Origin of the sequence: Pseudomonas sp. TWI929 (genome assembly GCF_039673335.1) — a bacterium.
GTDB lineage: Bacteria > Pseudomonadota > Gammaproteobacteria > Pseudomonadales > Pseudomonadaceae > Aquipseudomonas.
Genome location: NZ_JBDJLK010000012.1, coordinates 81542 through 97693, shown reverse-complemented (window position 1 = coordinate 97693; position 16152 = coordinate 81542). Strand labels below are relative to the sequence as shown.

13 protein-coding genes and 1 pseudogene are annotated in these 16152 nt (G+C 64.4%); 8 read left to right on the top strand and 6 right to left on the bottom strand.

The features are described from left to right. Positions 1 to 105: 105 nt before the first annotated feature. From ABE456_RS08200 to ABE456_RS08185, 4 genes are all read right to left on the bottom strand, one after another. Positions 106 to 2508 (bottom strand): TonB-dependent receptor, encoded by a 2403-nt coding sequence (locus ABE456_RS08200; protein ID WP_346643474.1) that lies wholly within the window; start codon positions 2506 to 2508, stop codon positions 106 to 108. Positions 2509 to 2727: 219 nt separating this feature from the next. Next, entirely contained in the window at positions 2728 to 3693 is a 966-nt protein-coding gene (locus tag ABE456_RS08195; RefSeq protein ID WP_346643473.1) for a FecR domain-containing protein, read from the bottom strand. Beyond that, the gene (locus ABE456_RS08190; protein ID WP_346643472.1) at positions 3693 to 4199 is read right to left on the bottom strand and encodes a sigma-70 family RNA polymerase sigma factor; all 507 of its coding nucleotides are present in this window, start codon (positions 4197 to 4199) and stop codon (positions 3693 to 3695) included. The genes ABE456_RS08195 and ABE456_RS08190 overlap by 1 nt, the downstream gene beginning before the upstream one ends. Positions 4200 to 4324: 125 nt before the next feature. Next, complete coding sequence (locus tag ABE456_RS08185; protein WP_346643471.1) at positions 4325 to 6841, bottom strand: excinuclease ABC subunit UvrA; 2517 nt, start codon at positions 6839 to 6841, stop codon at positions 4325 to 4327. Positions 6842 to 7002: 161 nt separating this feature from the next. Here ABE456_RS08185 and ABE456_RS08180 point away from each other — a divergent pair, with 161 nt between their 5' ends. The 6 genes and pseudogenes from ABE456_RS08180 to ABE456_RS08155 form a co-directional block, all read left to right on the top strand. Beyond that, positions 7003 to 7815, top strand: a complete 813-nt coding sequence (locus ABE456_RS08180) for an RHS repeat-associated core domain-containing protein (RefSeq protein ID WP_346643470.1) — start codon at positions 7003 to 7005, stop codon at positions 7813 to 7815. Between the two features lie 181 nt (positions 7816 to 7996). Beyond that, the gene (locus ABE456_RS08175) at positions 7997 to 9172 is read left to right on the top strand and encodes a M20 aminoacylase family protein (protein WP_346643469.1); all 1176 of its coding nucleotides are present in this window, start codon (positions 7997 to 7999) and stop codon (positions 9170 to 9172) included. 81 nt (positions 9173 to 9253) lie between these two features. Continuing rightward, on the top strand, positions 9254 to 10564 hold the full coding sequence (locus ABE456_RS08170) for a citrate-proton symporter (protein WP_346643468.1): 1311 nt from the start codon (positions 9254 to 9256) through the stop codon (positions 10562 to 10564). Continuing rightward, entirely contained in the window at positions 10561 to 12018 is a 1458-nt protein-coding gene (locus ABE456_RS08165; protein WP_346643467.1) for an amidase, read from the top strand. The genes ABE456_RS08170 and ABE456_RS08165 overlap by 4 nt, the downstream gene beginning before the upstream one ends. Positions 12019 to 12083: 65 nt before the next feature. Further along, the gene (locus tag ABE456_RS08160) at positions 12084 to 12857 is read left to right on the top strand and encodes a helix-turn-helix domain-containing protein (RefSeq protein WP_346643466.1); all 774 of its coding nucleotides are present in this window, start codon (positions 12084 to 12086) and stop codon (positions 12855 to 12857) included. Between the two features lie 47 nt (positions 12858 to 12904). After that, positions 12905 to 13166: pseudogene (locus ABE456_RS08155) on the top strand (energy transducer TonB); the annotation flags it as partial. Positions 13167 to 13202: 36 nt separating this feature from the next. On the opposite strand, the gene ABE456_RS08150 reads toward ABE456_RS08155, so the two are convergent. Then, on the bottom strand, positions 13203 to 14114 hold the full coding sequence (locus ABE456_RS08150; RefSeq protein WP_346643465.1) for a LysR substrate-binding domain-containing protein: 912 nt from the start codon (positions 14112 to 14114) through the stop codon (positions 13203 to 13205). Between the two features lie 51 nt (positions 14115 to 14165). Continuing rightward, the gene (locus ABE456_RS08145; protein WP_346643464.1) at positions 14166 to 14822 is read right to left on the bottom strand and encodes an HAD family phosphatase; all 657 of its coding nucleotides are present in this window, start codon (positions 14820 to 14822) and stop codon (positions 14166 to 14168) included. A 92-nt stretch (positions 14823 to 14914) separates the two neighbouring features. Here ABE456_RS08145 and lexA point away from each other — a divergent pair, with 92 nt between their 5' ends. After that, positions 14915 to 15532, top strand: coding sequence for a transcriptional repressor LexA (gene lexA / locus ABE456_RS08140; RefSeq protein ID WP_346643463.1), 618 nt, complete (start codon positions 14915 to 14917; stop codon positions 15530 to 15532). Then, a complete protein-coding gene (gene imuA / locus ABE456_RS08135) occupies positions 15532 to 16152 on the top strand; it encodes a translesion DNA synthesis-associated protein ImuA (protein WP_346643462.1) in 621 nt (206 codons plus the stop codon). Before lexA ends, imuA begins: the two co-directional genes overlap by 1 nt.

The following is a 16152-nucleotide window of genomic DNA, read 5'->3' as shown; positions in this document are numbered from 1 at the left end:
CTCCCACAGGGATCGCACTACACCTGAAGTCAGTGCTTTACCTGTGGGAGCGGGCAAGCCCGCGACGAGGCCAGTACAGGTTATGTATTGGGTCGGCACCCAGGCTCAGAAGTTGACGCTGGCCGACAACCGCAGTACCCGCGGTGTACCTTGGGTCAGGTAATTGTTCGAGGTCGATGCCGATGCCCAGTACGCCTTGTTCGCCACGTTCTCGACATTGGCCCGCAACGTCACCTGTTTGTCATCGACCTTGAAGCGGTAGCGCCCGCCCAGGTCGACCCGGGTCCAGGCCGGGATGCTCAGGCTGTTGGCCGCATTCACATACTGGCCTCCGGTGCGAAGCACCCTGGCACTGAGCGCAGCGCCTTGAATGCCGGGCACGTCCCAGTCGGCACCCAAATTGTACTGGAAGCGTGGTACGCCTGCGGCGCGGTTGCCGTCGTTGCTGCCATAGGCGGTGTGCTTCTGCTCGGTATGCATGAACACAGCACCGGTGAGCAAGCGCAGGCCGTCCACTGGCTCACCGAACAGGTTCAGCTCCACGCCTTTGTTGACCTGCTCGCCGTCCATGCTGAAGGTGTCCAGCGCTGCCCCAGGTGCGCGGTAGGTGACGCTGTTGGGCTGCTCGATGCGGTATACGCCCAAGGTGGCGCCGAAGCTGTTCCAGTCCAGCTTTACCCCGGCCTCTATCTGTTTGCTGCGCTTGGGCGGGAACACTTCGTTGGCGTTGCTGACGCTGGCCGGTGCAGTCGGGCCTTGAGCCAGGCCTTCGATGCGGTTGGCGTAGAACGACACATGCTCCCAGGGTTTGACCACCAATCCGTAAACCGGTGTGGTGATCGACTCATCGTAGGGCGTGTTGCGCACGCCCGAGGCAGTCGCCCAGCTGTCAACGCTGATCGACTGCCGGCGCACACCCACGGTCAGCAGCACACGGCCATCGAAAAAGCCCAGGGTGTCGGACAACGCTACGCTCTTGTTGCGGTTCTTGCCGACAATACGCGGGTCGTGCAGGTCGCTGCCGAAATAGGTATCGGTCGGGCGCGGCACCTTGACCGGGTTGTACAGATTGCTGGCATAGCGCTTGCTGGCGGCCAGCGCCTCGTAAGCCGAGCGCTGTTCGCCCCACATGCCCGACAGGCCGAAATTGAAACGGTGGCTGACCGGGCCGGTGCTGAAGCGGCCATTGAGCCCGGCGACTGCACTCTTGTTGTCCTCGTCGTGGGGCGAGTAGAGGAAGCCGCCACGCGCGGTGCCGTTCTCGTCGCTGACGTACAGCGAAGCGTATTCGCCGTTTTCGCGGGTGTGCTTGGCGCCGGCGCCGGCATACAGCATCCAGTCTTCGTTGAGGTCATACTCGGCATTGACCATGCCATAGGTGTCTTCGAGCTGCGACCAGGTCCAGTCCTGTGCGTAGTTGTCACGCGCCGACGGGGCATGGGGCACCTTGGTGCCGGTGGGGTAGATCACCGCACGGCCCTGGTTGATGCGCTCTTTCTGGTAACCCAGGTCGGTGGACAGGCGCAGGCGTTCGCCACGGTAGTCCAGGGCCACGGCAACCAGGGTTGAATGCTGGGCTTCGTCGTCGACGCCGGTGCCGCCGTCATGCTGGGCCAGGTTGATGCGTGCGCCGAAACGGTTGTCTTCACCAAAGCGCTTGCCCAGGTCCAGGTGGCCGCCGATGTTGTCCCCGGTGGCATAGTCGAGGGTGACATGCCGTGTAGGGGTGTCTTCGGCGCGCTTGGGCACCAGGTTGATCGCACCACCAATACCGCTGCCCTGGGGCGCGACACCATTTAGAAAGGCGCTGGAACCCTTGAACACTTCGACCCGCTCAAGGGCCTCGGTAGTCACGATCTGCCGCGGCAGCACCCCGTACAGCCCGTTGTAGCTGATGTCATCGGTGTTCAGCGGCAAGCCACGGATGGTGAACACCTGCGAGAAGTTGCCAAAGCCGGCCGACTGGCGCACCGAGGCGTCGTTGAGCAGCACGTCGCCCAGGGTACGGGCCTGCTGGTCAGCGATGGTCTTGGCGGTGTAGCTGGTAACGCTGAACGGCACGTTGCTGATGGCCTGGTCGCCAAGTACGCCCAGGCGGGCGCTGCGGGCTACCTGGCCGCCTGGCCAAGTGTCGCTGCTGGCTGCCAGGTCGCTGTTGATGGTGGTTGCACCCAGTTCCATGGCATTGCCCAGATCGACAGCCGGCGCCAGGGTGTAGCCGCCGCTGTCGGTGCTGATCAGGCTGAAACCGCTGCCCGCCAGCAGACGGGCGAAGCCTTCCGGCACGCTGTAGTTGCCTTCCAGGCCCTGGCTTTGCACGCCCTTGAGTAATGCCGGGTCAAAGGACAGTGGTACCCCGGCGCTGGCGGCGAAACGTGCCAGCACGTCGGCCAGCGGGCCGGCGGCCAAGTGATAGCTGCGCGGGGTAGCGTCGGCTGCCATCGCTATGGGAGCCAGGGCGGCCATGGCGATGGCAAGGCTAAGGGCCTTGAGGGGCAAGCGGGGCATTGTGCGAGGGTCCTGTAGGTGCAGAAAATGAAGGTTCTGCACTCATCACCGGACGACGCAGGAAAAGGTATCACTCGGGCTGAATATCGAGCCTGTGGGAGAGCGAGACGCGGTCTCTGTGGGAGCGGGCGTGCCCGCGAAGAATTCAACGCGGTGGCTGGCACCGGCTGCGCCGGTGTTCGCGGGCTCGCCCGCTCCCACAGGTTCTGTGTTCGGCTTTCACGCCAGGGGTTCTACGGTCACCCAGTAGCGGGTCAGCCCATGTATCGCCACCGGCAGGGTGTCGCCCAGCAACCGCAGGCTGGCATCGGTGTCGGCCAGCGGGAAGGCGCCCGACACCTTCAGCTCGCGCACCGCCGGGTGGCAGCGCAGTACGCCAGGCCGGTAGCGGCCCAGTTCGTGCAGCAGGTCGGCCAGGCGCATGTCGCGGGCCAGCAGCATGCCGTGCTCCCAGGCCAGGTCGCCAGTTTCCAGCGCCGAGGTGGGCAGTACCCGGTCGGCATCGAAAGCGCCGCGCTCGCCGGCCTTGAGCACCAGGCCGCTGGCGGCGTGCAGGGGGCGGGTATCGACTGCCCCTGCAAGCACGGCCACCCGGGTCTTTGGGCCATCGATACGCACACTGAAGCGCGTGCCCAGGGCAATTGCCTGGCCATGCAGGGTACGCACCAGCAGTGGCCGCGCCGGGCTGGCAGGGTCTTTGGCGCTGGTGACCAGGATTTCGCCCGCCAGCAGGTCGATGCGGCGCTGCTGGGCGTTGAAGGTGATGTCGATGGCCGTGTTGGTGTTCAGCAGTACCTGGCTGCCGTCGGCCAGCGTCAACGGGCGTTGTTCGCCAACCGCCGTGTGCGCATCGGCAGTCCATTGCTGCCACGGCGTTTCGCGCCAGGCCAGCCAGGCGGCAGGTGCAGCCAGTAGCCACAACCCCAGGCGATGCAGGGCCTGGCGGCGGCTGACTGCACCATTGCGGCTAAGGCGTCGCAAGGTTTCCCCGGTAACCGGCGTGGGCAGGCGGCGGAAGTCGCCAAGGATGGCCTCGGCACGCTGCCAGGCCTGGGCGTGCTGGGCGCTGCGCTGGCACCAGGCCTGCACCGCATGGTGGTCGTCTTCGGTGGCTGTGCCCGATTGCAGCTGCACCAGCCAGTCGGCTGCCTCGCCGAGAATCAGCGGGTCGATAGGCTGCGCCATCAGTCGATGCTCAGGCAGGCGAGGAAAGCCGCGCGCATGTCGCGCTTGATGGTGATCAGCGAAACCTGCAGTTGCTCGGCGATTTGCGCGTAGGTCAGGCCATCCAGTTGCGACAGCAGGAACACCTGGCGCACTCGGGCCGGCATGTCGCGCAGCATGGCGTCGATGCGGTAGAGGGTTTCGAGGATCAGCCAGCGCGTTTCCGGCGAGGGCACCTCGGGTTGCGGCAGGTGAGCGATGGCCTCCAGATAGGCCCGTTCCACGTCGTGGCGGCGCCAGCGATCGACCACCAAGCCCTTGGCAATGTGGGTGAGCAAGGCGCGGGGCTCACTGCCGAAGTAGCTGTTGCCCTGGCGGCTGAGCAAGCGCACGAAGGTGTCATGGGCCAGGTCGGCGGCATCGCAGGCGTTGCCCAGCTTGCGCCCCAGCCAGCCCTGCAGCCAGCTGTGGTGGTCGGTGTACAGCGTCTGGACTTGCAGGTTGAGGGTGGGGTCGGCGGGCGGCATGGACGGGCGCGAGGTTCCGGGCGAAGGGTGCAATTAAGAATTGATCGCATTCTATGCGCGGGCCTGTGGACCTTGCAATGCACATGCCTTGTGTTTTCCGAATTGGCCTCATCGCGGTATAGGCGCTACAAGGCCTTGGCCAGGAATTCCGCTGTGCGGCTTTGCCCACACCCAGCCACCACCTGTGGCGTACCACTGACCACCACCTTACCCCCGGCATCCCCAGCCCCCGGCCCGATGTCGATCACCCAGTCACTCTGTGCCACCACTCGCATGTCATGTTCAACCACCACAACACTGTGCCCGCCCTCGACCAGGCGGTTGAGCTGCACCAGCAGCCGGTCGATGTCCTGCGGGTGCAGGCCGTTGGTAGGTTCGTCCAGCACATACAGCGTCGCCCCGCGGGCCATGCGCTGCAGTTCGGTGGCCAGCTTGATGCGCTGCGCTTCGCCACCGGACAACTCGGTGGCCGGCTGGCCCAGGCGCAGGTAACCCAGGCCGATATCCTGCAGCACTTGCAGGCAACGCCGCGCCGGTGGCTGTTGGGCAAATACCGCCAAGGCCTGGTCGACGGTCAGCTGCAGCACTTGGGCGATGTTCATGCCTTGCCAGCTGACGGCCAGGGTTTCGAGGTTGTAGCGGGCGCCATGGCAGGTCGGGCAGGGCGCGTACACGCTGGGCATGAACAGCAACTCGACGCTGACGAAACCTTCGCCCTCGCAGTTGGCGCAGCGGCCCTTGGCGACGTTGAAGGAAAAACGCCCGGCATCGAAACCCTGCACCTTGGCTTGCTCGGTAGCGGCGAACAGCTTGCGCACGTGGTCGAACAAGCCAGTGTAGGTGGCCAGGTTGGAGCGGGGCGTGCGGCCAATCGGCTTCTGGTCGACCTGCACCAGGCGCTTGATGCTGCCAAGGCCGGCGCTCACCTGGCCGCCGCTGGCCTGTTCGGGTTCGTCTTCCAGGCTCTGCTCATTGGTTTCGTTGCGCTGCTCGGCATGGCCCAGGTGCGCACCCACCAGCTCCAGCAGGGCCTGGCTGACCAGGCTCGACTTGCCCGAGCCGGAAATACCGGTGACAGCGGTAAAACAGCCCAGCGGGAATTCGGCATTGAGGTTGTTCAGGTTGTTGCGGCTGACCCCTTCAAGCTTGAGCCAGTCGCGGGCCTGGCGGGGTACGCGACTGGCCTGGCCCAGCGTGCTGAACAGGTAGGCACGGGTACACGATTGTTCGACCTTGGCCAGGCCTGCTGGCGGCCCACTGTAAAGAATGGTGCCCCCGTGTTCACCGGCAGCTGGCCCCACATCCACCAGCCAGTCGGCGCGGCGCATGGTGTCCAGGTCGTGCTCTACCACATACACCGAGTTACCCGCGTGCTTCAGCCGCTGTAGCGCTTCGAACAGCGCTTCGCTGTCGGCCGGGTGCAGGCCGGCGGAAGGCTCGTCGAGCACGTAGATCACGCCAAACAGCTGCGAATTCAGCTGGGTGGCCAGGCGCAGGCGTTGCAGTTCACCGGAGGACAGCGTTGGCGTGCTGCGCTCCAGTGCCAGGTAACCAAGGCCGAGGTCGAGCAGGGTGTCGATGCGTTCGAGTAACTCGTTGGCGATGCGCTGGGCGGCCAGGCGCTTTTCCAGGGTCAGGTCGTCCTGCTGTTGCGCCAGGTACTCCGCTGCCGCTACCTTGCGGAACACCTCGGCCAGCGCCTGCAATGGCAGCTGCGACAACTCGGCGATATCCAGGCCGGCGAAGGTCACCGCCAGTGCCTCGCGCTTCAGGCGTTTGCCCTGGCACAGCGGGCAAGGGCTGGGGCGCATGTACTGGGCCACGCGTTTGCGCATCTGGGCGCTCTGCGAGTGCATGAAGGTATGCAGCACGTAGCGCCGGGCGCCCATGAACGTGCCCTGGTAGCTGGGCTCCTGCTTGCGCTTGAGTGCGGCGCGGGTTTGCGCCGGGGTCAGGCCGGCATACACAGGTGCCGTGGGTGTTTCCTCGGTGAACAGGATCCATTCGCGCTGCGCCTGGGGCAGGTCGCGCCAGGGAATGTCTACGTCATAACCCAGCGTCACCAGGATGTCGCGCTGGTTCTGCCCCTGCCAGGCCATCGGCCAGGCCGCCACCGCGCGCTCGCGGATGGTCAGCGAAGGGTCGGGGACCATGGTCGCTTCGGTCACTTCATAGACCCGCCCCATGCCATGGCACTCAGGGCAAGCCCCCTGAGGCGTGTTTGGCGAAAAGTCCTCGGCGTACAGCATCGCTTGCCCGACCGGGTAGTGGCCGGCACGCGAGTAGAGCATGCGGATCGAACTGGACAAGGTGGTCACGCTGCCCACCGAGGAACGTGCACTCGGCGTGCCGCGTTGCTGCTGTAGCGCCACCGCCGGTGGCAGGCCCTCGATAGTATCCACGTCCGGTACGCCCACCTGGTCGATCAGGCGCCGGGCATAGGGCGCCACCGACTCGAAATAGCGGCGCTGGGCTTCGGCGTACACCGTAGAGAAGGCCAGCGAGGACTTGCCCGAGCCGGACACGCCGGTGAATACCACCAAGGCATCCCGGGGGATATCAACGTCGATGTTCTTCAGGTTGTGTTCGCGGGCACCCCGTACACGGACGAAGCCGCCTGGGGTGGTTGGGCGTGAGGGCATGACGCAGTCCTTGGCTGTAGCTGAACAGTGCGCCCAAGGTAACAGTAATTGCTGCGCCCGTGCGTGGGCAATGTTTCCGGCCAGCAGTTTGGAGAGTTATTTGAAGCATGTTGATGGCGTTAGGGTGAATGGGCGAGCACAATTAACAGGAAATGGGATACATGCAAAATTCATTATTACTGGCCATTGATCAACACGCTTCAGCGTGCACGGATAACAACTTTCCGCAGCGTGCATATGCACCTTATGGTTATCACGTGAACCAGGGTCACCCTGTGCTGGCCTATGCCGGAGAGGCCGCTGCGGTACTTGCGCACTGTTATCTACTGGGTAACGGCAAGCGTGCGTATGACACCATGCGGATGCGCTTTCACAGCCCGGATATATTCAGCCCCTTCGGTCGGGGAGGGCTTAATGCCTATGCCTATTGCACAGGTGATCCAATTAACAATGTCGACCGCGACGGCCATTCGCCCACACGTGCAGTCGGGCAAGCAACCGGACTTGTCTGGGGAACGGTGGGCATGCTGTCGTCGCTGAACAAGGCATCCAAAGCCATTGTCAAACGTTCGATTGCCAAGGCTAATGGGATGCCAATACCTCGGGAGTTTGATAACCCAAGCCGTACCAACAATGCGATGATTTTTATCGGTGGTCTGGCCGGCACCATTATCAAGGCACCCGCTGCGGCGCTCGCTTTTTCAGCGCGCTTTGAGTCATTAGGAGTCGAACTGGTGGCTGGGGCCGGTATAGGGGCGGCGTCTCTCGCAGGAGTAGGCAAGCTAAGGCAACTGTTGACCGATATTAAATCGACCTATCATGAGGCCAGGTCGAATAGACTGCCGATAGGTAGGCTGGCAATAGAGTCCGCTAAGGAAGCAACCGGCTGGAATCGATTACGCGGCCAGGAGTCGGCCATCCTCGAGCCCTTGCCAGAAAAAGTATTATTAGTTCGTTTGCCACGCTGGAAGTAATGGCAAGCCTGGCAAAAGCTGCCAGTCTTGGTCGGCGCTTTCGGTTCCACTGTGTGAAACCAGATTCGATTGTGCTTCATCTCTCCTCGCGCTTATCTGTCAGCCAGCACGACCTGCCTAACCGTCGTGACCTCAAGGCGAACAACAAGAACGGGAAACCACCCGCGCGAGGAGACTGTAAATGTCCCGACATCAGCACATCCAGGCCTGGCTGAACAATGTGGCCAGCGACCTTCACGCGATCCGACACGATATCCATGCCCACCCGGAACTGGGCTTTGAAGAAAACCGCACCTCGGCACTGGTCGCCCAGTTGCTTCAGGCGTGGGGCTACGACGTGCACACCGGTATTGGCAAGACCGGTGTGGTCGGCGTGCTGCGCAACGGCAGCAGCCAACGCCGCCTGGGCCTACGCGCCGATATGGACGCGTTGCCCATCCATGAGGCCACTGGCGCCGCCTACAGCAGCCGACACCAGGGCTGCATGCACGCCTGTGGCCATGACGGGCACACCACCATGCTGCTGGGCGCCGCCCGTTACCTGGCGGCAACCCGCCAGTTCGACGGCACACTGACGCTGATTTTCCAACCGGCCGAGGAAGGCCAGGGCGGTGCCGAGGCGATGCTTGCCGATGGCCTGCTGGAGCGCTTCCCTTGTGACGCGCTGTTCGGCATGCACAACATGCCGGGGCTACCGGCGGGGCACCTGGGCTTTCGCGAAGGGCCAATGATGGCCTCGCAGGACCTGCTAACCGTCACGCTCGATGGTGTCGGTGGGCACGGCTCGATGCCACATTTGACCGTGGACCCGCTGGTGGCGGCGGCCAGTGTGGTGATGGCGCTGCAAACCGTGGTGGCGCGCAATATCGATGCGCAGGAGGCCGCCGTGGTCACTGTAGGTGCCTTGCAGGCCGGCGAAGCCGCCAACGTGATCCCGCAACAGGCGCTGCTGCGCTTGAGCCTGCGTGCGCTCAATGCCGAGGTGCGCGCGCAGACTTTGGAGCGGGTACGAGCGATCATCGTCAGCCAGGCCGAAAGCTTTGGCTGCCGCGCCACCATCGAACACCGCCCGGCCTACCCGGTGCTGGTCAACCATGCCATGGAAAACGCCTTCGCCACCCAGGTCGGGGTCGAATTGCTCGGTGCCGAGTCGGTAGACAGCAACACCCGCAAGCTGATGGGCAGTGAAGACTTCGCCTGGATGCTGCAACGCTGCCCCGGTGCCTACCTGTTCATTGGTAATGGCGTAACGCGGCCGATGGTGCACAACCCGGCTTACGACTTCAACGACGACATCCTGCTGACCGGCGCTGCCTACTGGGGCGCGCTGGCAGAACGCTGGCTCGCGCCCGCCTGACCTGCCTTTTTGACGACTGCCGCTGGAACCCGGGCGCGCCCGCGCCTGGGCGATCACCCAATCATCGTATGGAGTGTTTCTATGCAGACTTCGAGCACCGGCGTGTCGCGTACCCGGCAAGTGATCGCTGCCGTTATCGGCAACGCCCTGGAGTGGTATGACTTTATCGTGTACGGCTTTCTGGCCAGCATCATCGCCCGGCAGTTCTTCCCGTCCGACGACGAGTACGCCTCGCTGCTGATGGCCCTGGCCACCTTTGGCGTCGGCTTTTTCATGCGCCCGGTGGGTGGCGTGTTACTGGGTATGTATTCCGACCGCAAGGGCCGCAAGGCGGCGATGCAGATGATCATCCGCCTGATGACCGTGTCGATCGCCATGATCGCCTTTGCCCCAGACTACCTGGCCATTGGCATGGCTGCGCCGATGCTGATCGTGGTGGCGCGCATGCTGCAGGGTTTTGCCACTGGCGGCGAGTACGCCAGCGCCACGGCATTCTTGGTGGAGAGTGCGCCAGCTCATCGCAAGGGCCTGTATGGGTCGTGGCAGTTGGTGGGGCAGTGCCTGGCGGTATTCTCGGGCGCGGCGATGGTGGCGCTGGTTACCCACCTGTGTTCGCCCGAAGCGCTGGACAGCTGGGGCTGGCGTATCCCGTTCGTGCTGGGCCTGCTGATTGGCCCGGTGGGGCTATGGATTCGCAAGCACATGGAAGAACCCGAGGAATTCGTCGAGGCGCGCCGCCAGGCCAAGGGCCAGTCGCCCAGCCTGTGGCAGGTGCTGCGTGAGCACCGGCGTGGCCTGCTGGTGTCGATGGGCCTGGCCTGCGGCGCGACGGTGTCGTTCTACGTGGTGCTGGTGAACATGCCGACCTTCGCCCACAAGAACCTCGGGCTGCCGCTGGACCAGGTGTTGCTGGTGCAGATGCTTGCCGTGGGGCTGATGACTGTGGTTATCCCACTGTCCGGGGCATTGTCTGATCGCCTGGGGCGGCGCCCGGTGCTGATGGCCTTCACCTTGGCGTTCTTCGTGATGGTCTACCCGTTGTACGTGTGGGTGGCCGCCGCACCGTCCATCGAGCGCTTGCTGGTGATGCAACTGCTGCTGTGTACCGCCATCGGCGGCTTCTTCGGGCCGGCGCCGACGGCACTGGCCGAACAGTTCCCGGTCGAGGTGCGTTCCACCGGTGTGTCGGTAGCCTACAACGTGGCGGTGATGCTATTCGGCGGCTTTGCCCCGTTGATCGTCACCTGGCTGAGCAAGGTGCTTGGCACCCCGGTGGCGCCATCGTTCTACGTGCTGTTCGCCTGCCTGCTGACGCTGCTGGGCACCTACTGCCTGAAAGAAGCACCCCGGGCGGGCAAACCTGCCGCTTTCAACCTTGGAGTAAAACCGTGAAGCCGCTAGCCATCGACCCTATCGTTGCCCTCGATGCCGAGGCTTTGTCCCAGGCCATTCATGCACGCCAGGTTTCGTGCCGGGAGGTGATGCAGGCCTACCTGGCGCATATCGAACGTTTCAACCCACAGGTCAACGCGCTGGTTTCGCTGCGCCCGGCCGAGGCAGTGCTGGCCGAGGCGGACGAACGTGACCGCGAGCTGAGCCGTGGCCATTTGCACGGCTGGATGCACGGCATGCCGCAGGCGATCAAAGACCTGGCCGCCACCGCCGGGCTGCGCACCACCCTGGGCTCGCCTCTGTTCGCCGAGCAGCTGCCCGAACAGGACGCGATCAGCGTGGCGCGGGTGCGGGCGAGTGGGGCGCTGATCATTGGCAAGAGCAATGTGCCTGAATTCGGCCTTGGCTCGCAAACCTACAACAGCCTGTTCGGCACCACTACCAATGCCTACGACCCAGGGCGGGTGGCCGGCGGCAGCAGCGGCGGGGCGGCGGCGGCGCTGGCCATGCGCCTGCTGCCGGTGGCTGATGGCAGCGACATGATGGGTTCGCTGCGCAACCCGGCGGCGTTCAACAACGTGTTCGGTTTGCGCCCGTCGCAGGGCCGCGTGCCGCATGGGCCGGCGCCCGAGCTGTTCGTGCAGCAACTGGCCACCGAGGGGCCGATGGGGCGCAGCGTGGTCGATGTGGCACGGCTGTTGTCGACCCAGGCAGGCTTTGACGCGCGGGTGCCGCTGTCGCTGAGCGAGGGCCGGCGCGATTTTGCCGCCAGCTTGCAGCGTGATTTTCGCGGCGTGCGGGTTGGCTGGCTGGGTGACTACAACGGCTACCTGCCGATGGATGATGGGGTGCTGAGCCTGTGCGAAGCGGCGCTGGCGGACTTTGCCGAATTGGGCTGCCGGGTCGAGGCCTGCCAGCCAGCATTCGACCTGGCGCGGTTGTGGCAATGCTGGCTGACCCACCGCCACTTCCTGGTGCACGGCAACCTCAGCGCGGCCTATGCCGACCCAGGCAAGCGCGCACTGCTCAAGCCCGAAGCACAGTGGGAAGTGAAGGGTGGTTTGCAGCTTGGTGCGCCAGCGTTGTACCAGGCCTCGCTGGACCGCAGCGATTGGTACCGCGCCTTGGCCAAGCTGTTCGAACGTTACGATTACCTGCTGCTGCCATCGGCCCAGGTGTTCCCTTTCGATGCACAGCAGCCATGGCCAACGGTGGTTGGCGGGCGGGCAATGGACACCTACCACCGTTGGATGGAAGTGGTGATCGGGCCGACCCTGGCCGGTTTGCCGAGCATCAGCGTACCCGTCGGCTTCAACGCTGCCGGGTTGCCCATGGGCCTGCAGATCATAGGCCCGGCACAGGCCGACCATGCGGTGTTACAGCTGGCGTATGCCCATGAACAACTTACCCGTTGGGTGCAGCGGCGCCCACCAGAGTGCCTGCAGGCTCCATGAAACAGCTGGGCAGGCGCGGATCTTGCTGGCAATTTTGACCATCCAGCTACAGGGAGGTCACACACATGGGCATCACGGCAGACAGTGGCGGCGTACGTTCGGTGGAGCGCGCGCTGGCCATCGTCGACCTGCTGGGCGAACACCAGGCGCTAGGCCTGGAAGAACTGCATTACCTGACGGCGCTGCCCAAGGCCACGGTATCGCGCATGCTCGCCACCTTGCAGGAGCAGGGCTGGGTCTATCGCGGCCTGAGCGACCGGCGTTACCGCCTGTGCGCGCGGCGCCTGTTCGGTGACCGCCAGTTGCGTTTCAAGCGGCGCCTGGTGGAAAGCGCTGCCCCCATGCTGCTGGAGCTGAGCGAACGCACCGGGCTGGTGGCCGACCTGTCGTGTTTCGACGGTGAGCGGCTGGAGGTGATGGAGAGCGCCATCCCCCAGGTATTGCGCAAGCGTTATCCGCACACCTGCCAGATCGTCGGGCACCATGCCAGCCTGTTCCATTCGGCGATGGGGCGGGCCTGCCTGGGTGAGCTGGCGGAGGATGAAGTGCAGCGCCTGGCGGCTCACGAGCGGCTGCGCGACGACACGGTGCTGCGCGATATCGAGGAAGATGCGCACAAGGGCTTTGGCCAGCGTACCGAGGGGCACTGGGAGTACCCGGTGCGCTTGCCGCATCTGATCCGCGCGATTGCCTTGCCGGTGCATGCCGAAGGGCGCCTGGCCGGGAGCATTGCCTTGCACTGGCCACTGGACCAGGCACCGGTGGAGCGGGTGCTGAACCTGCACCTGAGCAGCCTGGCGAGCACGGTGGGCGAAGTGCAGCGGGCGCTGGCAGTTTGAGTCATCCTGTACCCGCGAAAGGGCCGGTGCAGGCCACAACAAAACCGAGTGGCGAAGACTTCCTTTATTCGCCCAAGTACAAGATGTCGTTGGGCGCAACCTCCCGGGCAGGTTACTGACGAGCGCCGTAGCGACAATTACTGGCTGGTCAACTTCAATACCGAGTACAAGATCACCCGCAATATCGCCGTGTCCGGGTTTGTGAAGAACGCCTTCGACAAGGAATACATCACCAACAACCGCAGCGATGACATCCTTGATGTAGGCGCGCCGCGCACGCTGGGCCTGGCGTTGCGCTACGACCTTTAAGCACGGCAGCCTGTGGTGGTCGCTGCCATCGCAGGCTCAGTTCTCCCTGCTGTACATGCGGCACTCCGCCAGCAATGCCAACAGGTTTGGCTCACGCTCCCGCGCTTTCAGGAACACCACGCCAATATGCTGCTGCAAGCGATACTGCGGCTTCAAGGCAATCAACCTGACCCGGTTTTCGTACACCGCCGCAATGCGCCCGGGCAGCAGGGCAAAGCCCACGCCTGAGCTGACCATGCTCAGCAAGGTGAAGATATCGTTCACTTGCATGGCCACCTTTGGCTCGAAACCGGCCTGCTGGAATACCCGGGCACCATCGCGGTGGGTAGCGAAGCCTTGGGTCAGGGTGATGAAGGTGGAGTCGGCGAGGTCGGCCAGGTCCACCTCGGCCTGCTCAGCGAAAGGCGAGTCGGTGGGGGCAGCGAGGAAGATATCGTCGGAGAACAGTGGCAGCTGCTCGCAAGCCGGGTCGCTGACGCTTTCGTCGAGCGACACGAGGATCGCTTCCAGCTCGTGATTCTTCAGGCGTTGTAGCAGGTCGACGTTGGAGCCCAGGGTCAGGTCGATGTTCAGTTCGCTGCGCCGCAACTTCAAGCCCATGACCAGCTTGGGCACGGTTTTCACCGTCAGCGAATAGAGCGCGCCCAGGCGGAAGCGCTCGGCGTAGAACCCGGCAGCTTCGCGGGTCTGGCGCACCATCTGCTCGGCATCCTGGATCAGTTGGCGGGCTTTCTTTTCCAGCACGTAGGCGCTTTCCAACGGGATCAGCTGGCGGCCCTCGTGCTTGAACAGCGGGCAACGCAGCGCGCTTTCCAGCGAATGGATGGCGCGGTGCACACTGACCGCGCTGGTGGATAGCTCGGCGGCGGCGCGGCCGAGGTTGCCGGTGCGCATGAAGGCGAGGAAGGTTTCCAGCTTTTTAAGGGTAAGTTCTTCGTCGATCAGCATGGGTAGAGAGCCTGTAGACTGTGTTTACGCTCCTACAACGACCGGTTCAGGTCATTGCATGGACTCGATCAAGGCCCATAGCGCAGGGGCGTTGAAGTCATCTATCACCAGCTTTGCCCCCGCCGCCAGCAACCGCTCTGGCGTCTGCGTGGTGGCCACGCCCACGGTGAAGATCCCCGCGCCACTGGCCGCCGCCACCCCCGGCAGCGAATCCTCGAAGGCCAGCGCCTGCCCGGCCTCGGCACCCAGCCGCTGAAGCCCGGTGAAGTAGGGCAGCGGGTCGGGCTTGGGCCGCGGCAGTTCCTCGGCCACCAGCACATGCTTGAAGCGGTGGCCCAGCCCCATGGCGCTCAGCATGTGCTCGGCATTCAGCCGTGGCGCGTTGGTCACCACGCACATGCCCATGACATGAGCCTCGGCATGTTCTAGCAGACGCAACAGCCCCGGCATTGGCTCAAGTGACGGTGACATGTCGCGGAACAGCGCCTCCTTGCGCTCGGCCAACGCCTGGCACTGTGCGGCACTGGCCCCCGTGAACAGCTCGGCGAACAGCTCGCCATTGGCGCGGCCACTGACCTGGGCATCGAACTGCGCCTGGCTCAGTTCGCGGCCATCGTGCTCACGCAGCAGTTGGCGAAAGGCCTGCAGGTGCATGGTGTCAGTGTCGGTCAGGGTTCCATCGAGGTCGAACAGCAGGGCAGTCAGCATTGGATATCCACATCAAGAAAACACAAGCCTGGGGATCATAGCGAATGCTGACGACAAAGGGGGCTGTTCAGCGCGCTCCGAATGGAGTACAAATGTGCTCCATGGACAATCTTACCCCCAAACGCCGCGCCATCTTCGAATTCATCCGTGAGCGCATCGCCGACCACGGCCAGCCGCCGAGCCTGGCCGATATCGCCACGCGCTTCGGTTTTGCCTCGCGCAGCGTCGCACGCAAGCACATCACTGCCTTGTGCCAGGCCGGCTACATCGATGTCACACCGAACCAGGCGCGGGGTATTCGCCTGGCCGAGCCCTTGCGCCGCCCCGAGATCCTCGAAGTACCGGTGCTGGGCCAAGTGGCGGCAGGCGCCCCCATCGGCCCGGACCTCGACATCCACGAGCAGCTGCTGCTCGACCCCAGCCTGTTCCGCCGTACCCCCGACTACCTGCTGAAGGTGCGTGGCGATTCGATGATCGATGACGGTATCTTCGACGGTGACCTGGTCGGGATCCTTCAACAGGCCGACGCCCGCGATGGCCAGATCGTGGTTGCGCGCCTGGACGGTGAAGTCACCATCAAGCGCCTGCAACGCCAGGGCAGCCATTACCGGCTGTTGCCACGCAACCCGGCCTATGCACCCATCGATGTGCTGCCTGAGCAGGAGTTTTTCATCGAAGGCGTTTTCTGCGGCTTGCTGAGGCGTGACTAATGGGTGCAGTGGTCGACCTCGACAGGCTGCTCGACCAGCGCCGGGTATGGCGTGGCCGGCAGGCCCAGGCGCGGCCCCTCGGGTTGCAGCCGACCGGCCATGCAGCCCTCGACGAACGCCTGCCGGAAGGCGGCTGGCCCGCGGCAGCACTTAGCGAGTTGCTGCTGGCCAGCCCCGGCTGTGGCGAATTGCAGTTGCTATGGCCAACCCTGGCCCGCCTGAGCAGTGAAGCCAGCCGAGTGGTGCTGGTGGCACCGCCCTTCATTCCATATGCACCGGCCTGGCAGGCGTCGGGGGTGGACCTGCGCTGGCTGGTGCAGGTGGACGCCGACCCTGCCGATGCCTTGTGGGCAGCCGAACAGTGCCTGCGTTCGGGCAGTTGCGCTGCGGTGCTGTGCTGGCCCGAACGTGCCGATGACCGCGCCCTGCGGCGCTTGCAGGTGGCCGCCGAAACCGGCCAGGCGCTGGCATTCGCCTGCCGGCCGCAACAGGCCGCGCACAACCCTTCACCTGCGGCGCTACGCATTGCCGTCGATACCAACCCGGCGCAATGGCGCGTGCTGAAAAGCCGTGGCGGGATGCCGCCGGCGCTGCCCATCGCCTGCCCGGGGCGGGGCTGA